The sequence below is a fragment of the Acinetobacter septicus genome (genome assembly GCF_019355975.1).
Lineage (GTDB): Bacteria > Pseudomonadota > Gammaproteobacteria > Pseudomonadales > Moraxellaceae > Acinetobacter > Acinetobacter ursingii.
In genome coordinates this window covers 1,507,761-1,530,521 of record NZ_CP079898.1, presented here as the reverse complement: position 1 = coordinate 1,530,521, position 22,761 = coordinate 1,507,761, and the positions used below count along the sequence as shown (strand labels likewise).

Below are 22,761 nucleotides of genomic sequence, written 5' to 3'. Positions count from 1 at the left end.
ACGTTAATGATTTTGTATAGATTGGATAAAATTTACTGACAAAAAAAGCACCCCGAAAGGTGCTTTCTTTATATCTTAGATAAGTATTTAAACCGCCGCAGCATCTGTGACTGGAATTTTACCAATCTTAGCTTGCCAGATTTTAGGTGCAATCGCGTGAATGGATGTACCATTCACATCAACAGCCACTGAAACAGGCATGTCTTCAACGACAAATTTGTAGATCGCTTCCATACCTAAGTCAGCAAAGGCAACCACTTCAGCTTCACGCACCGCTTTAGACACCAGATAAGCTGCACCACCGACTGCCATGAGGTAAGTCGCTTTGTTATCTTTAATGGCTTCAATCGCCGTTGGACCACGATCCGCTTTACCAATCATGCCGAACAGGCCAGTGTATTCAAGCACTTTACGGGTGAACTTGTCCATACGGGTTGCGGTTGTCGGACCAGCAGGGCCAACCACTTCATCGCCTACCGGATCAACTGGACCCACGTAATAGATAAATTTACCTTTAAGATCAACAGGTAATTCTTCGCCGTTGTCGATCATATCGACCATACGTTTATGTGCTGCATCACGACCTGTATACATGGTGCCACTGAGCAATAAGGTATCACCCGGCTGCCATGAGTTCATTTCTTCCTGAGTAATGGTATCTAAATTCACACGTTTAGATTTAGATGAATCCCATGTTACAGCAGGATAGTCTTCAAGTTTTGGTGCCTGAATATGAGCAACACCAGAACCATCCAGTTGGAAATGTGCATGACGAGTCGCCGCACAGTTTGGAATCATACCGACAGGTTTGCCCGCAGCATGGCAAGGATAATCCTTGATTTTAATGTCCAGTACTGTGGTTAAACCACCAAGACCTTGCGCGCCAATTCCGAGTGCATTGACTTTCTCAAAGATCTCGATACGAAGTTCTTCCATCTTGCTTTGAGGGCCGCGACGCAGTAACTCGTCCATGTTGATTTCTTCCATCAATGCTTCTTTGGCAAGCATCATGGCTTTTTCAGCAGTACCGCCAATCCCGATCCCGAGCATGCCCGGTGGACACCAGCCTGCACCCATGGTTGGAACAGTTTTCAGTACCCAATCCACAATCGAATCAGATGGATTTAACATCGCAAGTTTAGATTTATTTTCTGAACCGCCACCTTTGGCTGCAACCGTAATATCTACTTTATTACCCGGAACGAGTTTGTAGTGGATCACCGCAGGGGTGTTGTCTTTGGTATTTTTACGACCAAAAGCAGGATCCGCTAAAACAGAAGCACGAAGTACATTCGAGTTCTCTAAATAACCCTGACGTACACCTTCATTAATGGCATCATCCAAGCTCATGCTAAGATCAAATTTAACGTCTAAACCCACTTCAAGGAAAACGTTGACGATCCCCGTATCCTGACAGATTGGGCGATGACCCTCTGCGCACATACGCGAGTTAATCAGGATTTGTGCAATCGCGTCTTTAGCAGCTTGGTTTTCTTCACGATCGTAGGCACGACTCATGGCTTGAATAAAGTCTTGCGGGTGATAGTAAGAAATGAATTGAAGGACATCCTTGACCGAAGTGATCAAGTCATCTTGTTTGATAATTGTGGTCATATCAAAAATCTCTTGAGCGGGCAGTTAGCTAGCGGCAAAGATTATATGACAAAATGACACTGCTGTGGGCGGTTTTGCCGAGATTTTGGTCGAAGGTCTAAGCTTTTAAAATCAGATTAAAATACCCATCATAATGATGAAAAAAGAGTGAAAATAAATGAATAATGAGCGTTTAGCCCAAAAAATCATTCAAATTTACCAAAAATATGGACGCGACTGGACAGAGCTTCGCGGTGATTATCTCTATGAAAAAGCTTGGCTAGATCATTTTTTGGCATTATTACCAGCTACTGATGCAAGTGTATTGGATTTGGGTTGTGGTTCAGGTCATCCGATTGCAGCGTATCTCATCGAAAATGGCTGTCAGGTGACAGGGATAGATCGTTCAGAGGTAATGTTGGAAATGGCGCGGGAATCTTTTCCTGAACAGACATGGATCGATGCCGATATGCGACATTTTCGTTTTGATCAACAGTTTGATGGCATTTTGGCATGGGATAGTTTTTTCCATCTCACTCCAGATGATCAACGTGAAATGTTTGCACAATTTTCAGCGCATGCAAAGCGCGGAGCCGCCCTGATGTTTACCAGTGGGCCGAGTCATTGTGAGGCGATTGGAGAGATGTTTGGAGAGCCTTTGTATCATGCCAGTTTGGATGCCGAAGAATACCGCGCATTATTGGCTCAATATAGTTTTGATGTGGTTAAAATGGTTGCAGAAGATGCTGAATGTACAGGGCATACCGTTTGGCTTGCAAAAAAATGAATCATATTCCATGATGAATTAATGACTATGTAGGCGAATATTGCATCCATAAAAATATAGTTTTATCTACATTACAAAATGAAAAACTATGTCCTAAAAATAGTCATATTCTTTGCAGGGTTGTCGGCATAAGATGAGAATGATTTCTATCACAAAGATCAAAAAGGAATAAAAAATGACCAGTGAAGCCATTCGTGATCCAAAGCAAGATCATCTATTAACACCTCAAAATTCAGCTTTTATTTGTATCGATTATCAACCAGTACAAGTTAACTCGATTGCTTCGATGGATCGTCAACTTTTAATCAATAATATTGTCGGCAGTGCCAAAGCTGCGATTGTTTATGGCTTACCGATTATTCATTCAACGGTAAATGTCAAAACAGGTTTAAACAAACCACCGATTCCTCAGTTACGTAAAGTGTTGGCAGATTATCCAACGTATGACCGTACTTCTATTAACTCTTGGGAAGATGTCGAGTTTAAAGAAGCTGTCAAGGCTACAGGTCGGAAAAAACTGATTATGACTGCGCTTTGGACAGAAGCTTGTTTAACCTTTCCAGCACTTGATGCGCTACAGGAAGGCTATGAAGTCTATGTGGTTGCTGATGCAGTAGGTGGAACATCATTGGCTGCTCACGAGGCTGCATTACGCCGTATTGAACAGGCGGGCGGTAAATTAATTAGTGTGGCGCAATTATTCTGTGAATTACAACGTGACTGGCAGCGTAAAGAAACAGTGCCTGATTTTATCAAATTATTCATTGAAACTGGCGGTACAGCAGGTATCCAGTTCTCTTATGATGCCAGTGAATAAAGATCAATTAAACTAAATTCATAATTTGGTTTTTATAAAAAAAGTCCCTGATATTTCAAGGGACTTTTTTTATGGAGTTATCAATTAAGATACTTTAGTTGCTGCTTTTTGCTTCAACCTGTTGCTCTGCCTGAATGGCGGTGAGTGCAATGGTAAACACAATATCATCGACCAACGCACCACGAGATAAATCATTCACAGGTTTATTCAAGCCTTGTAACATTGGGCCAACACTGACTACATTGGCAGAACGTTGAACTGCTTTATAAGTGGTATTGCCTGTATTCAAATCAGGGAAAATAAAGACATTGGCTCGACCTGCCACTTGGGAGTCTGGTGCTTTTTGACGGCCAACACTTTCGACTGAGGCTGCATCATATTGTAATGGGCCATCGATCAATAGATCGGGGCGGCGCTGTTTGGCGATTTGAGTCGCTTCAGCTACTTTCTCAACATCTGCACCTGTGCCCGAAGTGCCTGTTGAATAACTGATCATGGCAATACGTGGTTCAATCCCAAAGGCTTTCGCCGAGTCCGCCGACTGAATCGCGATTTCAGCCAATTGTTGGGCATCGGGATCAGGATTAATTGCGCAGTCACCGTACACATAGACTTCATCGGGTAACAACATAAAGAAAATGGATGAAACCAGTGAATATTCGGGCGCAGTTTTAATCAACTGAAATGCAGGACGAACAGTATTGGCTGTGGTGTGAATGGCGCCTGAAACCAAACCATCAACTTGATCCAATGCCAGCATCATCGTGCCAAGAACCACTGTATCTTGAAGTTGCTCTTTGGCTTGTAATTCGTTCAGTTTGCCTTTGCGTAATTCGACCATTGGTGTGACATATTGGTCTCGAATGGTATCTGGATCAATAATTTCCAGATCATCTGGAAGCTCAATGCCACGCGCTTTAGCCACATCCACCACAGATTCTGGCTTCGCCAATAGGATACAATGTGCCAATCCACGTGACTGACAAATGGCAGCGGCCTGTACGGTACGCGGCTCATCGCCTTCGGGGAGTACAATTCGCTTTTTAGCCGCAATCGATTTTTGTACCAATTCATGACGAAAGGCAGAAGGGGATAAGCGAGGTCTGAGGTTACCATTGACTTGAGTTTTGAGCCATTCGGTATCGATATGACTCGAAACAAAACGAGTGACTTGTTCGGCACGTTCAGTATCATCAACTGGAATTTCATTACCAAAATCTGCCAGACGTTGTGCGGTTTCCAGTGTGTTGAGTTGGGTATGTAAAATAGGTAAGCCGCGTTTAATCGCGTGTTGGCAAAAATCCAGAATTTGGGTGGCTGGCGCTGTGCGTTCGGTCAGCACCAGACCTGCCAGAGGAATCCCATTACTGGTTGCCAGACTACTTGCCAAAAGGACATCTGTACGTTCGGAAGCACTGATAATCAGTTCGCCCGCGACAAATTTATTGAGTTCATATTCAATGCTTGAAGCAATTAAACTGGAATGCAAAATGCGTCGTTGTTTGGCTTCACCCAAATGAACCCACTCACCATCAATCACCGAAGCAATATCTAATGTACGTGGCACACTTAAGGTATTGCTAAAAGGCACCATGCCGATAATCGGCAGTTCTTTGGTACCTAAATGACGATTGTATTCTTGTAGTTCCAGACTAAATTTTTCAATTTCAGCACTCAGGCGCAGCGAAGGGTCGATGGTAAGTGGAATTTGAGCTGATTCTTCAGGCAAACCGCGTGTACGCATAAAGAGTACGCCAGCGGTGCGATTTGAATTGACACCACCAAACTGACGTAAATGTGACTCGATTCTTTCCGCGGTTTTTCGTGGATTTTGAATATCTGCGGTACTAACCAAAATCACTTTGGCATCGAGTGCTTGTGCAAGCGCTGCATTCAATTCACTGGCAAAATGATCTTGTCCGTTGGGCAACAAGCCTTCAACAATAATTACATCCTGTTGAGCTGCAATCGTACGATGCAGGCTAACGGCTTCTTCAAGTAAATCATCCATTTCGCCTGCTGAAATATATTGCAGCAACTTTTCGTGAGAAATTGACTGGACAGTATCACGTTGAAATAAATGCTGAAAGAGAGATGTGGTGCGATCAAACTGATTCTGATTTTCCTGAGAAAATGGTTTTAAAAACCCAGCTTTAATGCCGTTGCAATCCAGCGCATACACCATCCCCAAACAGGCTGAGGTTAAACCAACGCCTTCAGCGGTTGGAATCATTAAAATTGTATTCATAATGACCTTAAATAAAATTATATTTTTAACATTTGTATTTGGCCTATTGAGAGTACTGATCTCTCAATAAGCTCTGCATGATTAGCCAATCACAACGTCAAGCTTTTTTGCCTGTTGCACCACTTGCTCAGTTTCTTTGGCAATACGACCTTCTTCATCTGTAGGAATCACCCAGATTTGTGGTCCTTGACCTACATCAATCCGGCCCTCTGTACCACGTTGTAGTGTATTGTTTTGATCTTTATCTAGTTTAAAACCAAAATGAGGTAGATATATCATGGTTTTTTCGCGGATATAGGCTGAGTTTTCCCCAATCCCACCTGTAAAAATCAGACCATCGATTTTGGGTAAACCGCAGCTTAAACCAGCTAATGACTTGGCTAAACGGTAACTGAATACTTCAATGGCAAGTCTTGCATCTTCGTTGCCATTTTCTGAGGCTTCGATCAATGTGCGCATGTCATTAGATAAATTATCAGATAAACCTAACAACCCACTTTCTTTGTTGAGCATTTTATCAATCTTGTCGATATCCCAACCTAAGTTGTTGGCAATAAAACTATGAATACTTGGATCGACATCACCACTACGGGTTCCCATCACGATCCCTTCAAGTGGGGTTAAACCCATCGAGGTATCAATACTTTCACCATTCCAGATGGCACAGGTCGAGCTACCATTGCCTAAATGTGCACTTAACCAGCCGCCTTGTCGGAATTGTCCAGCCAGTTCACTGGCGCGATCAGATACATACGCATGGCTTGTACCATGAAAGCCATAGCGGCGGACATAGTGTTCCGTGTAAAAGAATTTCGGCAAGGCATAGCGATAAGCATGTTCAGGCATTGTTTGATGAAATGCGGTATCGAATACAGCCACTTGGGGTAATTCGGGAAACAAACGCATAGTGGCATCAATACCAACCAAATGTGCAGGGTTATGTAAGGGTGCTAATGGCGTTGCAGCAACAATACGTTCAATAATTTCTGGGGTGAGTAATTCCGCTTTGGTTAATGTTCCACCATGGACCACACGATGTCCTATTGCCTGCGGCTTATAGTTGGCTAAGCGTGCCAACAATGTTTCAAGTGCTTTTTCATGGTCAGCGTGTGGAATGGATAATTCAAGGGGCTCACCGCCGACGGTAATCCCTTTAATACGAGCTTCTGCTGTGCCTAGATTTTCAGCCAAACCGTAAATACGGTTTTCACGACGATCTGAAACCAAAGCATATTTGATAGAGGAAGAACCACAGTTAATCACTAAAACGGATGTAGACACGGTATTGCACCCAAAATATTTTAAATTGTTTCCTTAATATATTGATTTTCAAATCTGATTTTGTCAGTCCGAATATCAATATGACATGTTGTAACATGTGTCGTTTTTCTGTCCAAGCTAGACTTTAGCCGATTAGACTTAAGCACTATCGAACAATCTTTAATTTATCGTTAGCATTCATGGGTTAAAACCAACGAATAACCAACCTAAACGAATTTTCTTTTAAACCCAATATAACGTTGAACCGCTATTTTTTATAGTTTGATCATGTTGCAATTTATTTAATAAAAATGTTTCTATTTTTAAAAAATAACTTCATGATTCAATGCTGAATCATTTTCTGGCTCTGTCGACTGAACGACAAAACCAGAAGACATATTATTTTATTGACGAATTTGACCGTCACCAAATACGATCCATTTTTGTGAGGTCAAGCCTTCTAAACCCACTGGACCGCGCGCATGGATTTTATCGGTCGAGATGCCAATTTCGGCGCCTAAACCATATTCAAAACCATCGGCAAAGCGTGTAGAAGCATTAATCATCACAGAGCTTGAATCTACTTCAGCCAAAAACTTGCGAACTAATGAATAGTTTTCAGTAATGATTGCATCGGTATGGTGAGAACCATATTGGTTAATATGTTGAATCGCTTCATCAATACCCGATACCACTTTAATCGCAAGGATGGGCGCTAGATATTCGGTATACCAGTCTTCTTCAGTGGCGACTTTGACGCTTTCACCGAGGATGCGGCGAGTTTGGTCACAACCTCGAAGCTCGACATGTTTTTCAGCATACAGTTCAGCAATACGCGGTAAAAACTCTTCTGCGATATTTTCATCGACCAACAACGTTTCCATGGCATTACAAACACCATAACGATGAGTCTTCGCATTAAGCGCAATTGGGAGAGCTTTATGTAGATCAGCTTCAGCTTCTACAAAAACATGACAATTGCCATCTAAATGTTTAATAACAGGAATACGTGCTTCAAGGGTAATTCGTTCTATCAGACCTTTACCGCCACGTGGAATAATCACATCGACATATTCGCTCATGGTAATCAGTTGACCAACTGCGGCACGATCAGAGGTTGCAATCACTTGGACGGCATGCTCAGGTAAGCCCACTTTTTTAAGCCCATACTGAATGGCTTCGGCGATGGCTTTATTGGACTCAAGCGCTTCTGAACCGCCACGTAAAATAATGGCATTGCCAGATTTTAGCGCTAAGGATGCTGCTTCAAGTGTGACATTTGGCCGTGATTCATAAATCATGCCGACAACGCCTAAAGGCACACGCATCTTACCGAGTTGAATACCTGTAGGGCGATATGACATATCAGTAATTTCACCGATTGGATCTTTAAGCGCAATCACATCTTTTAAGCCTTGTAACATGCCTTTAAAGCGTGAGGGGTTAAGTTCTAAACGATCAAGTAGAGCACTATCCAGGTTGTTTTCGTGCGCTTTTTGCATGTCAATCGCATTCGCCGCTAAAATTTGCGGTTGACGATCTTCTAGCGCAGTGAAAATGGCTGAAAGCGCATTGTTTTTCGTTAAGGTCGATGCGCTGGCCAACAAGCGGGAAGCCTGACGCGCATTTTGACCTACTGTTTGCATATAGTGTTCAATTGAATCGTGCATAGCAGTCTTTGATCGGTTAAAAATCCATAAAGGTACATTGCATAGTAACAGGCTATGACCAGATTGGTATAGTCATCATAATGCGGTAAAGATGAGCTAGTGCGTGATTTAGTAGAAAACTGTGAAATTGTTACGCGACTTTAAATATTTTGAAACTTGAAAAAGATCGAAACTAGATGAGTGGTTATAGAAAGGGTTGCTTAAAAAAGTCACATCTGTATAGAATGAAACAATAAGGCTATTGACGTTATACAAAAAAATTGAGTAAGGATGCATAGCCATTGTGTCGCATGGAACGGAGCCTGCATAGATAAAAAACAACGCAGGCAGGAGGCAGGAAATGAATTCCATTATCCAGATGGACGCGGATCTTCACCAAGCGGGTTCACCTTTTGGTTTTTTTGATCTTTATCATAAAGATATTTTTAAGCAATCTGCTCGTGAAACATGGATTGATGGCTGGAAAGTCGAATTCATGGCCATGGCTGATGTGCGTACAATTCATCAGACTCCCATAGTAATTGTGGGCGGGGCATTTCAAAATTTCAACTCTTATAAATATTGTGTTGAACAACTGTTTGCCTGCGGACCTGTCATTTTAATTGATTTACCTTCAATGGGTGCGAATCAGCAGATTACCAACCGTGATACAGGTGTTTCTGCGGGAACGCTTGAATTATCGGATTTATCCAGAATGCTTGGTATATGGCTGGATATCGTCGGTATTTCCAAAGTCTCTATGATGGGCATGTCATTAGGCTCAGTGGTTGCTTCTTCATTTGCGCACCAACGTCCTGAACTGGTTGACCGTATGGTCCTAATGGGAGTGATGCAAAAGACCCGTAAAAGCTGGCGCATGATCTTGGAAGAGTCACTGAAGTTGATGCAAGAAGATCGGATGGAAGAATTTGGTCAAGCCGTGATTTTGTATCTGGTAAATCATGCCAAACTTGACAAGACTCGCATGTCACCTACAGCTAAGCGTTTGTTCTTCCGTCAAATGGCTGAATTTACCAAAACTGAGCGTTTGCGTTATGAGATCAACTGTAATCGGCTATTGCGTTTAAAAGATGTGCCGATTCCACAGTGCAAAACGCTGGTTGCCGCTGGGCAGTATGATAGTTTCACCTTGCCTTTTGAAAATGCAAATTTTGCTTTGCAATGTCCTGATATGCAGTTTGCCTTGATCGCCAATGCGGATCATGTGCCGCAGCTTCAACGCCGTAAAGAAACCATGCATTTGTTTGCAACCTATTTAAATGGTGAATCGATTCAGGGTTTGGATGGCATTATTCCGATGACCCGTGAACAAATCAAACATATGGATCGTCGTGGTGAAGAGCGCATTGAAGTCATGCAACCACATACGCAACTGACCCATCGTTATTTGCCTGAGCAGTTCAAAGTAATGATTAGTGATTTAAGTTTCTTTGGTGTACTTTTACAACTGAATCAGCCGAATGAAGCGAATCGTGTCGAAAGTTATCCACGAGATTTGGCTCTTCATTTAGAAGATGAAGAAGGTATGTTTAGTATCGAATGTCTGATTTTTCAGGTCGATACAGCAGGGGTAAGAGCGATCTTTAAACACGGTAGTTTTGCGGTTGCAGATCGTTTGCTGCGCTATGTGGCGCGACAAAAAGAACATCAACTTCAGTACGCTGAGGTGGTGTAACGCGATTAAAGATATCTGAGAAGCCGTATCTTGCCGCGTTATTTGGGGATAAAAAACAGCATCTTTGATGCTGTTTTTTATTGTGTAAACTTTGCTTTATCTATCGATTCTAAGAGTGTTTCTTATTGATAGCATGAATCGTCCAAACTAGATCGCCTAAGTGTTCCTGTTTATTCTGCTGTTGTACGGTGTCTGAATCAAAATAATCTTTTGGTTGTGTCACTTTTACCTGATCAAAACCATTTTCCATAAAAAAAGTTTCAACATCGGCTGGGGTAGTAAAATGAAAGCTAAAGGCGCTGCGTGACATCCATTTGAGAAGTTTGCTGCTACTCCAGATAATATTTGCCAACTTGTTTTTGACTGGTTCTGGGTACAAGTCGGTGAGATAATGTAATTCTTTAAATGGCTGACCATATTCAGCAATCGACTGAATTAATTGAGCTAACAAAGGTTTATCAAAATAATTAATCAGCCCTTCACTGATCACCACCAGAGGAAACGAGGGGTCAAATAAGTCAAATGCTTGTTTAAATTCTGCGGTAAATAAATCAACAGACAGCATTTCGGGTGCATTGGCTTCAATCTGTTGCAATGCAGCTTGTTTGGTTTGTGCCATGTCTGGTAAATCTAGTTCACGGTAAGTGATCTCTGGATAATGTTGTCTAAACCACCAACCTCGCGGTGAAAGACCACTGGCGATTTCCAAAACCTGTAACTGAGGATGATGCTCAATGAGCGTCGTAAGCTGATCATCCAGTAAGGTGTGTCGTTGTTTGAGAGTACTTCGCATACTGCCACCGACATATTTCTCTGCCCAACTTTCCAATGGGTGAACCAGTGCAGCTAAAGACTTGCCCTTTTTGGTGGCAAAGACCTGATGTGAGATCCCCATTTGATACCAGATGTAACCTGTGTAATGAGCGGTAAAAGAGATATGTCGATGTTTTGAAAGTGGTTGGGTCATATTCCTGAGCCTGTTATTTTATTTATCATCCATGCATAATTTTAGACATCATGAATATACCCGTATATTCATGATGTAAAAGCGACTTTATTATAACCTTCAATGCCTTAAAAGCTATCTTTGAATTTTTCGATCTGCGCTTTATGAGATTGCCAGACATCTCCTAATTCAAGCGTATTGCCAATCTTTAATTCAGGAATCTTGCCTCGCATACGTTCCAAGCGTTGCTGATGTGGTAAAGCTAGATGCTCAATCGAATCGAGTGCCAAACAAGCCGATGAGCGGTCATTACACACCAATCCCATATCACAGCCTGCGGAAAGTGCCGCCTGTAAACGTGCATCAGCTCCACCCGCAACACAAGCCGCTTGCATGCTCAGGTCATCTGAAAATAACACGCCATCAAAACCTAACTGCTTACGCAAAATTTCCTGAACCCAAAATGGTGAAAAACCAGCAGGATTAGGATCGACCTGTTCATAAATCACATGGGCAGGCATGAGTGCATCCAGTTGTGGCATCAATTGGATAAACGTCTGCATGTCTTTTTGATGGATTTCATCGTAACTACGATGGTCAATCGCTGCGGCAACATGAGAGTCTGCCTGCACAGAGCCATGACCAGGGAAATGTTTGCCCGTATTCGCCATACCTGCTTGTTGCATACCTTTCATAAAGGCTGATGCTAATGGCACAATATCCTGCGGATTTTTGGCGAAGCCACGATCACCAATCACATCACTTAGGTCATTGATATCCAAAACGGGCGCAAAGCTAAAATCAATACCCACGGCTAAAACCTCAGTTGCCATGAGCCAGCCACATTGCTCAGCCAATTGAATCGCTTGTTCAGGTTGTTGTTGATATAACTCACCAAAACGACCCATTGCAGGTAATAAGGTAAATCCTGTTTTTAAACGCTGTACACGCCCACCTTCCTGATCGACAGCAATTAAAATATCTGGACGGATTTGGCGCATGTGATCTGTTAATGCACGCACTTGTTGTGGTGATTCAATATTTCGTGCAAATAAAATCATGCCACCGACTTGCGGAGCGCGTAAGAGTTCAATATCTTCTTGTGTAAGTTCTGTGCCAGCAATGTCTAGCATCAAAGCGCCGATCATAAAGGTTGCTCGTCTAATTTTTGGATAAAACAATAGCGGAATTTTGCAATGATTTGCTACATTCTGCCAGCATAGAATATGATAAAACTACACGACATACACAAATTAAGTTGGTTAAGATGTTGAATCTGTGACATTCGGGGTCGATGGCACAGCGGGTAATATTGGAAAATCCAAGGAAGTATTAAAAATTTATGAAACTTCAAACGATAGCTTGTGCAGTTGCAGTCGCGACTGGTGGATTGTTCTTCACACATGCGATAAACGAAGCAATTGCGGCAACTGATACTGCACCTGCGGCCATCTCTCAAACCATTCAACCGACTCAGGAACAAGCGCTGGTTTCACGCCAGTTAGCGACATTGGTCGACCGTCAGCATTATTTAAATATGCGTCTGGATGCCAATACCTCTAATCGTATTTTAGATATGTATCTGGATAGTCTGGATCCTGATCATTCTTTATTTTTGGCTTCTGAGGTTCAGGACTATAAAACAAAATATGGCTCGACTTTTGGCGCGGCGCTGAAAGCAGGTAATTTGACTGGTCCGTATGCGATACATGATCAGTACCGTAAACGCCTACGTGCCTTTTATGAGTACATGTTGTCTGAACTGAAAAAGCCACAAAATTTACATCAGCCGAATGTTTTCATTGATACTGATCGTGAGAAAGCAGCCTATTTTAAAAATACCGCTGAACAGCAAGATTACTGGCGTAAAATGTTGGTGTCGCAGCTCATTAACCTCACCATTAGCAAAGAAGAAGATCTGGCTAAACAAAAAGCCTTGAAAGACAATCCAGAGCTGGCAAATGGTCAGGATTTAACCAGTCCAGAAGATTTAACACCTGTTCAAACACTCACCAAGCGTTATACCCGTCAGCTTGAGCGTATTAGTCGCGTGAAGAGTGATGATGTGTTGGACAAAACCTTAAACGCCATGATGGCAACTTACGATCCGCACAGTAATTATTATCCGCCGATTGATGCGATGGAGTTGAATCGCCAGACTACGCTGCAACTGGAAGGAATTGGGGTTTCGATCCGCCCTGAACGCGGTAATGAAGACTATATTAAAATTGAAACCATTGTAGAAGGTGGTCCTGCAAGTAAGTCGGGTCAGGTCAAATCGGGTGATCGCATTGTTGGGGTTGCTCAGGATGGCGACAAAATGGTCGATGTGGTCGGCTGGTCGAGTGCTGAGATTGTCGGGTTGATTCGTGGTAAACGCGGAACCAAAGTCACGATCAAGTTACTCGGGCCGGGCGCGTCTATGAGTCAGGCGCGTACTGTAAGTTTGGTGCGTGATGTGATTCAGGAAGAAGATGCAGGTGTCCGTTCACGTACCGTTGATATTATGCGTGATGGCAAAAAACATACCTTTGGTGTGATTGAAATCCCTTCGTTCTACTTAAACTATCGTGCGCGCCGTGCGGGAACAGAATATCGTTCAGTGTCTGAAGATACCAACAATGCTTTGAAATCACTTTCTGCTAAAAAAGTGGATGGTATTTTAATTGATTTGCGCAATAACCCAGGCGGTTCACTTGAAGAAGTGGCACGTATGCTCGGACAGGTCATCAAATCTGGGCCAGTCGTGCAAATTCGTGATGGTAATGGCAATGTCAGTGTGTTTGAAGATAACGATGGCGGCGCACAAACTTATGCAGGTCCATTGGCAATTTTAGTGAATCTGGCTTCAGCTTCTGCCAGCGAAATCTACTCGGCTGCTATTCAGGATTATGAGCGCGGGATCGTGATTGGAAGTACCACCACAGGTAAGGGGACAGCCCAAGTTCAACTTGATACCTTGGCACATGGTCAGGCGACTTTAACGCAACGTAAGTTCTATCGTATTACAGGTGGAAGTACTCAAAATAAAGGCGTTATTCCAGACATCAAGCTCGTGGATATTTATGATGAGGAGTTTGGTGAACGTAAAGCTAAGAATGCATTGAAGTGGGATACCATTCCAACTGCGCCATTTAAGCGTGAAGGTTCAATCCAGCCTTACGTAGAAAAGCTGTCTCAGGAATCTAAAGCCCGTGTTGCGGTTGATCCTCAATTTAAATATCTTGAAGCGCGCCGTGCGATCGCGGATGAAACCAAAGATCAAAAACGTATTGTGTTAGATATTGATCAGCGTAAGGCGGAAATTTTAAGACTGGAAAAACAAACACTTGATGCTGAAAATCAGCGTCGTGCAGCGACAGGGTTAAAACCTTTTAGTAATTGGGAAAGTTATCAGGCATCACTGGATGCCTTGAGCGAATCTCGTGCCAAAATGAAGATCAATGCACGTCCGCCGTTACCAGAGGAAGAAACCTTTGTGAATGAAGCGGCGAATGTATTATTAGATTATGCCAAATTACAAAATCATTGATTGATTTTGAGTGAGCAAAAAAGCATATTTCGATATGCTTTTTTTGTGTCAAAAAACTGTCATCTGGATATCATCAAAATGTAAAAACGATTGTCTAATATTTGAGCTATGAAAATAAATCAAATGGATAGTTGTATGCAAGGTTCATTCGCTACAACGCTGCTAAAACAAGAAAATTTCCCAGACAGTTTTAAATTCTATTTTAAAAACAGACATGCGCAAATTCAACAAAATTGGCATGAACTGGATAAATTGGTACGTCCCAAACTCAAAATTGCCATTGTCACTGAGACATGGCCACCCGAAATTAATGGCGTGGCTTTATCTTTATTGCAACTGTGCAAGGGTTTACAGCAGCAGGGACACAAAATTTTACTGGTACGACCACAGCAAAGTCTAAAATGTGAAGAATTTTCACCCAATAAAGAATGTCTGGTGATCGCACAAACTTTACCCAAGTATCCTGGTTTGCAGTTTGGCTGGCCTCAATATTTGAAGGTAAGTAAGGCTTTAGCTGGATTTTCACCAGATGTCGTTCATATTGTGACAGAGGGACCGCTGGGTCTGACGGCACTGCAAGCAGCAAAGGCTCGAAATATTCCTGTGTCTAGCGGGTTTCATTCGCCTTTTCAGGATTTTAGTCGATTTTTTGATCTGGCCTTTTTGCTTAAACCGATTCAGGGCTATTTACGCTGGTTTCATAACAGCACGGATATGACCTGTGTGCCGAGTAAGGATACTGAAAAAGCCTTGCGTGGTTTTGGGATTACCTGTCCTTTAAGTATCGTAGGGCGGGGTGTGGATACTGAAAAATTTTCTCCGCAGTATCGTTGTCAGAAATTAAGAGAAAGTTGGGGTGCTGGCGATGACACGACCGTCATGTTGTATGTCGGACGTTTATCTCCCGAAAAAGAAATCCAGCTATTAATTCAAAGTTATGCAGCCATGCAACGGATGCAGCATCGAAAATTTAAACTGGTGATTGTGGGGGATGGACCAGATCGCACACGTCTGGAACAGATGGCAGAGAATTGTGAGGTTGTTTTTACAGGAAGTTTAACTGGCAAGAATCTTGCAACTGCTTATGCAAGTGCTGATGTCTTTGTGTTTGCTAGTCAGGTAGAAACCTTTGGTAACGTGGTCCTTGAGGCAATGGCAAGTGGGTTGCCTGTAGTGGCTTATGATTATGCATGTGCCAGTCAGTATGTAGAGCATGGGGTAAGTGGTTGGCTGAGTCCTTTAGGTCAAGTCAATACATTTATTCAAACCTTATATCAATTGCCTGCAAGATTACAGTTAAAACAGATGGGAATACATGCACTTAAGCATGTTAAACAAAGCGGTTGGCAACAACCTGTATATCAAATGGAACAAGCCTTATATCAGGTGGTCAAAGAGTTCTACCGAGTATAAATCTCCGTTTAAGTGAGAGGAGTGTCACCATGAATTTTAAAAACGCTAAAATTAGAATACTGGATTTAGATTTAAAAGGTTGTTTGTACCTGAATCATTTTTCGCATTCACAGCGAATTGCGCATTTCTTTAAAATCATCAGTCGGCTGGGTGATGGTCTATTTTGGTACGTCATGCTGTTTATGGTTTGGCTATCTCAAGGGTTGTTTTATGGTCTACAAATCATTTACTTATTATTAGGTGGTTCTGTAGGAACTGGAATTTATAAATTTCTAAAACATAAAACCACACGCCCGCGCCCTTATCAGGTGCATCAGGTCATTGTACTGGGTGAACGTCCACTGGATCATTTTAGTTTTCCATCGGGGCATACTTTACATGCGGTTATGGCGAGCATCGCATTAGGTTATATCCAGCCAATTTTGATCATCATCATGTTGCCGTTTACCATTTTGGTGGCTTTGTCTCGTATGGTATTGGGATTACATTATCCAAGTGATGTGATTGTGGGGGCTGTGATTGGGACTGTGGTCGGGTGCGGAATTATTTTTGCAGCACCATTGATGAATATTCATTTATAAGTTTGCATGTGCATTGCCCTTTAATAAATCCAACAGTTCACATGTTCGCTTTGCCTGAAATTTGCTAAAGTAGCCTTTATTTGATTGATGCAACAGGACAGACCATGGGCTTACGCTGGACGGATACCATTGATATCGCAATTGAACTGAGTGATGCACACCCAGATGTAGATCCACAATGGGTTCGTTTTACTGATTTACACGCATGGATTTGTGCTTTGCCAGATTTCTCAGATGATCCTGCAAAATCGACTGAAGGGCTGTTAGAGGCCATTCAAATGGCATGGATTGACGAAGTTCGCTAAAAAATCATCGGAAATTGATAACTTTTACACAATCAAGGCTGATTATTACCGTTGACCTCGGTATAATGCGCCCAATTTTTTACGTTTAAAATTTTAAGCGAGGAGCCACTCATGGCAATCGAACGTACTTTATCAATCATCAAACCAGATGCTGTTGGTAAAAACCACATTGGCGAAATCATTGCACGTTTTGAAAAAGCGGGTTTAAAACCAGTTGCGATCAAATACAAGCATTTGTCTCAAGCAGAAGCTGAAGGCTTCTATGCAGAGCACAAAGAGCGCGGTTTCTTTGCTGACTTAGTGGCATTTATGACTTCTGGTCCAGTGGTTGTTTCTACACTTGAAGGCGAAAATGCAGTTCTTGCACACCGTGAAATTTTGGGCGCAACGAATCCGAAAGAAGCAGCACCAGGTACAATCCGCGCTGACTTCGCAACTAGCATCGATGAAAATGCTGCACATGGTTCTGACTCTGTAGCATCTGCTGAGCGTGAAATTGCGTATTTCTTCGCTGCTGAAGAGATCTTCCCACGCACTCGTTAATCGAGAGCATCCAAACCAGATAAGTGGTATTATACTTATCTGGTTTTTTATTTTTCTCTGAATGAATTTGCTGAAATATTAGGCAATATTTCTTCGTCACTTCTATGGTTTAGGTAATCTCATGGCTTCTGTAATAGATCTCCCAGCACCAACAGAACATGCACAGCCTGCTGATGCGGTGCAAAATGCTGTCCGTGCCAAAGTTAATCTATTGGGTATGTCTCGCGCAGAATTAGAAGGATTTTTTGAACAATTAGGAGAGAAAAAGTTTCGTGCAGGACAAGTGATGAAGTGGATTCATCAGTATTTTGTCACTGATTTTGCTGAAATGACCAATATTTCAGGGAAATTGCGCGCCAAACTTGAACAGGTCTGTGAGATTACAGCACCTGAAGTGGTACATCGTCATTATTCCAAAGATGGAACCCGTAAATGGGTGTTCCGTGTCGGGGATGGTGCAGGTTCACTGGTTGAAACTGTTTTGATTCCTGCCGAAGACAAGACAGGATCCCGTAAAACATTGTGTATTTCATCCCAAGTGGGTTGTGCATTGGATTGCTCATTTTGTTCTACGGGTAAGCAAGGTTTCCAACGCGATTTAAATCCTGATGAAATTATTGGACAGCTTTGGGTCGCCAATCAGTCTTATATGGAAGATGTGCCTGTAGCTGAGCGTGAGCGTTCTGTGACCAATGTCGTGATGATGGGCATGGGTGAACCATTGTTAAATTACGATGCAGTCCTGAGTTCGATGCAATTGATGCTAGATGACTTTGCTTATGGGATGTCTAAGCGCCGTGTAACGTTATCTACCTCTGGCGTGGTTCCAAAGATTGATCAACTGGCACAGGATATTGATGTCGCTCTCGCAATTTCTTTGCATGCACCTAACGACGAGTTGCGTAATGAGTTAGTTCCAATCAATAAAAAATATCCACTTGAGCAATTGATTGCTGCTTGTCAGCGTTATTTGGCCAAAGGTGGCAATGAAAGTACGCGTAAACATGTCACGATTGAATATGTGATGCTCGATGGTGTCAATGATCACCCAGAACATGCACAACAAATGATTAAACTATTAAAAAATTTACCAAGTAAAATAAATTTGATTCCATTTAATCCATTTCCGCATGCGCCATATGGTCGTTCTAGCCGAAATCGGATTATTGCCTTTCAAAAAACTTTGTCTGATGCTGGATTTGTGTGTACGATTCGACAGACACGTGGCGATGATATTGATGCGGCATGTGGTCAACTGGTAGGACATGTCGCGGATCGTACCCGTCGTGCTGAACAATGGAAAAAGAAAGTCGCAGAGCGACAAGAGATTATTCGTTCACAGGGATAATATATTGGGGGTAGAGTTGTTGAGTAGATTCACTTCACGTTCCACAGTCTGGATTTCAGCATGTTTAATGGTGTTGCTGTTAACGGGATGCCAATCTCAAAAAACAACCAAAGACCCTAAAAAAGCGGTGCAGGTCCGTACACAACTTGCAGCTGAATATATCAAGTCTGGTGATCTGGATGCTGCTAAACGCGCATTGGATCAGGCTTTGGAAGTGAACTCGCGTGACTCCATGGCCAATATGATGATGGGTGTACTCTTACAACAAGAAGGTAGTGCAACAAATCTCGAGAAAGCAGACACGTATTTTAAACGTGCAATCTCGGAAGAACCTACCAATGCACAAGCTCGTAATAATTATGGTACGTACTTATACCAATTGAAACGTTATAATGACGCGATTGAACAATTTACGATTGCAGGGGCAACACTTGGGTATGATCAGCGTTATCGTGCCCTTGAAAATCTGGGGCGTATCTACGTATTGCTTGGCGATCGTGTGAATGCTGAAAAGTCATTCAAACAAGCTTTACAGGCAAACCGCGACTCTTATGTATCTATGTTAGAGTTGTCAGAGATTTTTTATTTGCAACAGCAAATGCCAGCGGCGACTCAAATGTATGAACAATATGTGCGTACAGTGGGGCAAACCAATCAGGGTGCACGTGCGCTTTGGGTGGGGATTCGTGTTGCACGAGCCAATGGTGATCGAATGGGAATGCAGGCACTGATCAATCAACTTCGTGCTTTATTTCCCGATAGTTCAGAATATAAACGTTATTTGCAATTACAGTACAGTACTGAGGCCGTATGGAAATAAATCCTAATTCACAGCAGCCAACTGGCTCAAGTTCACCTACTTCAGCATTAGGAAATGTTCAACGTCCAGGTGAGTACTTACGTCAGATTCGTCTTGCCCAGAAGCTTGAGTTAAATGAAGTGGCGTCTGATTTAAATATGCCACCTAAAACCCTAACCGCTTTAGAGCAAGATGACTATAAAAGCTTGCCAGAACCTGCATTTATCAAAGGCTATTATCGCTCTTATGCGAAATACTTAAAGACGGATGCAACTGCGATTATTCAGCGCTTCGATGAAATTTATGCGAACGATACAGGTTTATTACCGAATCATGCTTTAACCAACTCGCCGATTAAAATCATGGGAAAACTCCCAGGTTCAAAAAGTGATCGTAATAGAAAGTGGTTAAAACGTAGTCTGATCCTGATTTTAGCTCTGATTGTAATTGGCGTCATTGTGACGATGCTGCAAAATTGGTCTGCCAAGAAAACGAATACGGTCGCACCGCAAAATTCCAATGTTGAAGTCTTGCCATTAAATAATGGAGCAGCAACTTCTGGAGATGAGTTGGTGCTTAATTTTAATCGTCCAACTTCGATACATATTGTTGATTCGACAGGTAAAGTATTGGCAACTGGTCGTCAGGCATCAACTTTAACTTTAAATGGCCAATCACCGTTTCAAATTCGTCTGGATGATGCAACTGCTGTGTCATTAAGTCTAAACCAAGAACCGATTTCATTGTCTCCATATACGGTAAATGGAAAAGCAGATTTCCGTTTATCTCGTTAATGAAGATTAAATGAGAGTGAAACCATGATCGAAAATCCAATCAAGCGTCGCCCAACACGAAAAATTCGTGTGGGTTCAGTCTATGTCGGTGGTGATGCCCCGATTAGCGTGCAAAGCATGACCAATACTGAAACCTGTGATGTCGATGCGACAGTTGCGCAAATTCAACGTTGCGCTGATGCAGGCGCGGATATCATGCGCGTGTCTGTTCCATCAATGGAAGCGGCGGAGGCTTTTGGAGCAATTCGTAAGCGCGTTACGGTTCCGTTGGTTGCTGACATTCACTTCGATCATAGAATTGCACTGGCTGTGGCAGACTATGGTGCAGATTGTCTACGGATTAACCCTGGGAATATTGGTTCTGATCAAAAAGTACGTGAAGTCGTAGCAGCAGCGCGTCACCATGGCATTTCGATTCGTATTGGGGTCAATGCGGGTTCTTTAGAAAAAGATTTGCAGAAAAAATATGGCGAACCGACAGGTCAAGCTTTGCTTGAATCTGCACTACGTCATATTGATATTTTAGATCGACTGGATTTTCACGAATTTAAAGTCAGCGTTAAAGCATCTAACGTATTTTTGACCATGGATGCCTATCGTTTATTATCCCAACAGATTGATAACCCATTACATCTAGGGGTGACTGAGGCAGGGATTTACCGTACAGGTACAGTGAAGTCTGCGATTGCATTGGGTGGTTTGCTGATGGAAGGCATTGGCGATACCATGCGTATTTCACTGGCAGCAGAACCTGAAGATGAAATTAAAATCGGCTTTGATATTTTAAAATCATTGGGATTACGTTCTAACGGCATTAACTTTATTGCTTGCCCAAGCTGTTCACGTCAGGAATTTAACGTGATTAAAGTGATGCAGATGCTAGAAGAACGTCTGGAAGATATACGTACACCCATGGATGTTTCCGTGATTGGCTGTAAAGTCAATGGGCCGGGTGAGGCCAAAGAAGCTGATATTGGAGTTGTTGGGGCATCTCCTCGTTCATTGGTCTATCGTAATGGTGAAAAAAGCCATTTAATTGATACCGATCAACTGGTTGAGGAAATCGAATCAATGGTGCGTGATCGTGTAAAAGCGATTGAAGAAGCAAAATCTAAAGAAATTATTCGTACAAGTTTTGAGTAAGTCATGAGTTCAATTGTTGCAATCAAGGGTTTTAACGATATTCTTCCGAGCCAAACGGCTGCATGGAGACGTTTAGAACAACATCTGGCATCGTTAATGGATACTTATGGCTATCAACAAATTCGGTTACCAATTGTTGAGCAAACAGGTTTATTTAAACGTGCGATTGGTGATGCGACGGATATTGTTGAAAAAGAAATGTATACCTTTTTTGACAAGGGAACGCCGCCAGACTCATTAACTTTACGTCCTGAAGGTACGGCTGGTTGTGTTCGTGCGTTGCTAGAGCATAATTTATTACGTGGGGCTACACCACGTGTCTGGTATCTTGGGCCGATGTTCCGTTATGAAAAACCACAAAAAGGGCGTTATCGTCAATTCCATCAGTTTGGTGTGGAAACCTTTGGTGTGGCAAGCCCTGATATTGATGCTGAAGTGATTTTACTGACTGCGCGTTTATGGAAACGTCTAGGAATGGCGGATAAAGTCCAGCTTGAACTGAATACTTTAGGCGAAATAGACGAACGGGCAGAATATCGTGCAGCTTTGGTTGAGTTTTTGACTCAGCATAAAGATGCTTTGGATGAAGATTCACAGCGCCGTTTAACGACTAATCCTCTGCGAATTTTAGATTCAAAAATTGAATCGACTCAGAAGATTTTAGAAAATGCGCCGAAATTGCATGACTTCATTCAAGAAGACAGCATGAATCACTTTAAACAACTGCAACAGTATTTAACGGATGCAGGTATTTCTTTTGTGATCAACCAAAAGCTGGTACGTGGTCTGGATTATTACAACAAAACTGTTTTTGAGTGGACGACTACAGCATTGGGTTCACAGGGCACCGTTTGTGCAGGTGGACGTTATGATGGTTTGGTGGGGCAGTTGAAAGGGAAAGCGGATCAATCTGTTCCTGCTGTTGGTTTTGCAATGGGAATGGAGCGTTTATTGCTGCTTCTTGAGCAAATTGAACAAGCGCAGGTCGTCCGTGATTGTGATGTGTTTTTAGTGGCTGAACCTGCTTATCAGGGTCGTGCACTGATTTTGGCAGAACAATTACGTGATCAGCTTGAAACAAGCAATAGTTCACTACGTATCAAAACTGGTTCACAGGGCAGCATGAAAAGCCAGATGAAAAAAGCCGATCAGTCTGGCGCTGTCTATGCCATGATTTTGGGTGAGCGTGAATGGAATGCGGGTGAGTTGACCATAAAAGAGTTGGCAACCGCTGAACAATCCACTGTCGCGATCGAACAACTGGTTTCATTTTTAACTGAAAAATTGGCAAAATAAGCGAAAAAGCT

General features: G+C 42.5%; 19 protein-coding genes. 13 read left to right on the top strand and 6 right to left on the bottom strand.

Features of this window, described 5'->3' with window-relative positions:
* Window positions 1-87 precede the first annotated feature (87 nt).
* A complete protein-coding gene (locus I6L31_RS07270) occupies window positions 88-1,614 on the bottom strand; it encodes a fumarate hydratase (protein WP_005002245.1) in 1,527 nt (508 codons plus the stop codon).
* Window positions 1,615-1,771: 157 nt separating this feature from the next.
* Between I6L31_RS07270 and I6L31_RS07265 the strand changes: the two genes are divergently transcribed.
* On the top strand, window positions 1,772-2,380 hold the full coding sequence (locus I6L31_RS07265; RefSeq protein ID WP_005002247.1) for a class I SAM-dependent methyltransferase: 609 nt from the start codon (window positions 1,772-1,774) through the stop codon (window positions 2,378-2,380).
* Between the two features lie 175 nt (window positions 2,381-2,555).
* The gene (locus I6L31_RS07260) at window positions 2,556-3,197 is read left to right on the top strand and encodes a hydrolase (protein ID WP_004992640.1); all 642 of its coding nucleotides are present in this window, start codon (window positions 2,556-2,558) and stop codon (window positions 3,195-3,197) included.
* A 94-nt stretch (window positions 3,198-3,291) separates the two neighbouring features.
* Here I6L31_RS07260 and pta read toward each other — a convergent pair whose 3' ends face one another.
* The 3 genes from pta to I6L31_RS07245 all read right to left on the bottom strand — a co-directional run bounded on the left by pta (window position 3,292) and on the right by I6L31_RS07245 (window position 8,375).
* The gene (gene pta / locus I6L31_RS07255; protein ID WP_005002250.1) at window positions 3,292-5,445 is read right to left on the bottom strand and encodes a phosphate acetyltransferase; all 2,154 of its coding nucleotides are present in this window, start codon (window positions 5,443-5,445) and stop codon (window positions 3,292-3,294) included.
* Between the two features lie 81 nt (window positions 5,446-5,526).
* The gene (locus I6L31_RS07250; RefSeq protein WP_004992644.1) at window positions 5,527-6,726 is read right to left on the bottom strand and encodes an acetate/propionate family kinase; all 1,200 of its coding nucleotides are present in this window, start codon (window positions 6,724-6,726) and stop codon (window positions 5,527-5,529) included.
* A gap of 383 nt (window positions 6,727-7,109) precedes the next feature.
* Window positions 7,110-8,375, bottom strand: a complete 1,266-nt coding sequence (locus I6L31_RS07245; RefSeq protein WP_005002258.1) for a glutamate-5-semialdehyde dehydrogenase — start codon at window positions 8,373-8,375, stop codon at window positions 7,110-7,112.
* A 340-nt stretch (window positions 8,376-8,715) separates the two neighbouring features.
* Between I6L31_RS07245 and I6L31_RS07240 the strand changes: the two genes are divergently transcribed.
* A complete protein-coding gene (locus I6L31_RS07240; protein ID WP_005002260.1) occupies window positions 8,716-10,050 on the top strand; it encodes an alpha/beta fold hydrolase in 1,335 nt (444 codons plus the stop codon).
* Window positions 10,051-10,159: 109 nt separating this feature from the next.
* Here I6L31_RS07240 and I6L31_RS07235 read toward each other — a convergent pair whose 3' ends face one another.
* Both I6L31_RS07235 and nagZ read right to left on the bottom strand, forming a co-directional pair.
* Entirely contained in the window at window positions 10,160-11,017 is an 858-nt protein-coding gene (locus tag I6L31_RS07235) for a class I SAM-dependent methyltransferase (RefSeq protein ID WP_004992658.1), read from the bottom strand.
* Window positions 11,018-11,124: 107 nt separating this feature from the next.
* The gene (gene nagZ, locus I6L31_RS07230; RefSeq protein ID WP_004992660.1) at window positions 11,125-12,144 is read right to left on the bottom strand and encodes a beta-N-acetylhexosaminidase; all 1,020 of its coding nucleotides are present in this window, start codon (window positions 12,142-12,144) and stop codon (window positions 11,125-11,127) included.
* Between the two features lie 194 nt (window positions 12,145-12,338).
* Between nagZ and I6L31_RS07225 the strand changes: the two genes are divergently transcribed.
* The 10 genes from I6L31_RS07225 to hisS all read left to right on the top strand — a co-directional run bounded on the left by I6L31_RS07225 (window position 12,339) and on the right by hisS (window position 22,750).
* The gene (locus tag I6L31_RS07225) at window positions 12,339-14,528 is read left to right on the top strand and encodes a carboxy terminal-processing peptidase (RefSeq protein ID WP_004992662.1); all 2,190 of its coding nucleotides are present in this window, start codon (window positions 12,339-12,341) and stop codon (window positions 14,526-14,528) included.
* Window positions 14,529-14,663: 135 nt separating this feature from the next.
* A complete protein-coding gene (locus I6L31_RS07220) occupies window positions 14,664-15,941 on the top strand; it encodes a glycosyltransferase family 4 protein (RefSeq protein WP_004992664.1) in 1,278 nt (425 codons plus the stop codon).
* Window positions 15,942-15,970: 29 nt separating this feature from the next.
* The gene (locus I6L31_RS07215; protein ID WP_004992665.1) at window positions 15,971-16,522 is read left to right on the top strand and encodes a phosphatase PAP2 family protein; all 552 of its coding nucleotides are present in this window, start codon (window positions 15,971-15,973) and stop codon (window positions 16,520-16,522) included.
* A 104-nt stretch (window positions 16,523-16,626) separates the two neighbouring features.
* Entirely contained in the window at window positions 16,627-16,827 is a 201-nt protein-coding gene (gene iscX, locus I6L31_RS07210; RefSeq protein WP_004992669.1) for a Fe-S cluster assembly protein IscX, read from the top strand.
* A 111-nt stretch (window positions 16,828-16,938) separates the two neighbouring features.
* Window positions 16,939-17,370: a nucleoside-diphosphate kinase gene (gene ndk / locus I6L31_RS07205; RefSeq protein ID WP_004992670.1), complete on the top strand. Its 432-nt coding sequence runs from the start codon at window positions 16,939-16,941 to the stop codon at window positions 17,368-17,370.
* Between the two features lie 121 nt (window positions 17,371-17,491).
* On the top strand, window positions 17,492-18,718 hold the full coding sequence (gene rlmN / locus I6L31_RS07200) for a 23S rRNA (adenine(2503)-C(2))-methyltransferase RlmN (protein WP_004992674.1): 1,227 nt from the start codon (window positions 17,492-17,494) through the stop codon (window positions 18,716-18,718).
* Window positions 18,719-18,785: 67 nt separating this feature from the next.
* Window positions 18,786-19,538 (top strand): type IV pilus biogenesis/stability protein PilW, encoded by a 753-nt coding sequence (pilW, locus tag I6L31_RS07195; protein ID WP_005002263.1) that lies wholly within the window; start codon window positions 18,786-18,788, stop codon window positions 19,536-19,538.
* Entirely contained in the window at window positions 19,529-20,311 is a 783-nt protein-coding gene (locus I6L31_RS07190; protein WP_005002266.1) for a helix-turn-helix domain-containing protein, read from the top strand. Before pilW ends, I6L31_RS07190 begins: the two co-directional genes overlap by 10 nt.
* Window positions 20,312-20,335: 24 nt before the next feature.
* The gene (ispG, locus tag I6L31_RS07185; protein ID WP_004992682.1) at window positions 20,336-21,454 is read left to right on the top strand and encodes a flavodoxin-dependent (E)-4-hydroxy-3-methylbut-2-enyl-diphosphate synthase; all 1,119 of its coding nucleotides are present in this window, start codon (window positions 20,336-20,338) and stop codon (window positions 21,452-21,454) included.
* A 3-nt stretch (window positions 21,455-21,457) separates the two neighbouring features.
* Entirely contained in the window at window positions 21,458-22,750 is a 1,293-nt protein-coding gene (gene hisS / locus I6L31_RS07180) for a histidine--tRNA ligase (protein WP_005002271.1), read from the top strand.
* Window positions 22,751-22,761 lie beyond the last annotated feature (11 nt).

What these genes read in the sequence shown, in the direction of transcription:
- I6L31_RS07270 (WP_005002245.1), bottom strand. Translation starts at nt 1,614, where the DNA reads ATGACCACAATTATCAAACAAGATGACTTGATCACTTCGGTCAAGGAT.
- I6L31_RS07265 (WP_005002247.1), top strand. Translation starts at nt 1,772, where the DNA reads ATGAATAATGAGCGTTTAGCCCAAAAAATCATTCAAATTTACCAAAAA.
- I6L31_RS07260 (WP_004992640.1), top strand. Translation starts at nt 2,556, where the DNA reads ATGACCAGTGAAGCCATTCGTGATCCAAAGCAAGATCATCTATTAACA.
- pta (WP_005002250.1), bottom strand. Translation starts at nt 5,445, where the DNA reads ATGAATACAATTTTAATGATTCCAACCGCTGAAGGCGTTGGTTTAACC.
- I6L31_RS07245 (WP_005002258.1), bottom strand. Translation starts at nt 8,375, where the DNA reads ATGCACGATTCAATTGAACACTATATGCAAACAGTAGGTCAAAATGCG.
- I6L31_RS07240 (WP_005002260.1), top strand. Translation starts at nt 8,716, where the DNA reads ATGAATTCCATTATCCAGATGGACGCGGATCTTCACCAAGCGGGTTCA.
- I6L31_RS07235 (WP_004992658.1), bottom strand. Translation starts at nt 11,017, where the DNA reads ATGACCCAACCACTTTCAAAACATCGACATATCTCTTTTACCGCTCAT.
- nagZ (WP_004992660.1), bottom strand. Translation starts at nt 12,144, where the DNA reads ATGATCGGCGCTTTGATGCTAGACATTGCTGGCACAGAACTTACACAA.
- I6L31_RS07225 (WP_004992662.1), top strand. Translation starts at nt 12,339, where the DNA reads ATGAAACTTCAAACGATAGCTTGTGCAGTTGCAGTCGCGACTGGTGGA.
- I6L31_RS07220 (WP_004992664.1), top strand. Translation starts at nt 14,664, where the DNA reads ATGCAAGGTTCATTCGCTACAACGCTGCTAAAACAAGAAAATTTCCCA.
- I6L31_RS07215 (WP_004992665.1), top strand. Translation starts at nt 15,971, where the DNA reads ATGAATTTTAAAAACGCTAAAATTAGAATACTGGATTTAGATTTAAAA.
- iscX (WP_004992669.1), top strand. Translation starts at nt 16,627, where the DNA reads ATGGGCTTACGCTGGACGGATACCATTGATATCGCAATTGAACTGAGT.
- ndk (WP_004992670.1), top strand. Translation starts at nt 16,939, where the DNA reads ATGGCAATCGAACGTACTTTATCAATCATCAAACCAGATGCTGTTGGT.
- rlmN (WP_004992674.1), top strand. Translation starts at nt 17,492, where the DNA reads ATGGCTTCTGTAATAGATCTCCCAGCACCAACAGAACATGCACAGCCT.
- pilW (WP_005002263.1), top strand. Translation starts at nt 18,786, where the DNA reads ATGGTGTTGCTGTTAACGGGATGCCAATCTCAAAAAACAACCAAAGAC.
- I6L31_RS07190 (WP_005002266.1), top strand. Translation starts at nt 19,529, where the DNA reads ATGGAAATAAATCCTAATTCACAGCAGCCAACTGGCTCAAGTTCACCT.
- ispG (WP_004992682.1), top strand. Translation starts at nt 20,336, where the DNA reads ATGATCGAAAATCCAATCAAGCGTCGCCCAACACGAAAAATTCGTGTG.
- hisS (WP_005002271.1), top strand. Translation starts at nt 21,458, where the DNA reads ATGAGTTCAATTGTTGCAATCAAGGGTTTTAACGATATTCTTCCGAGC.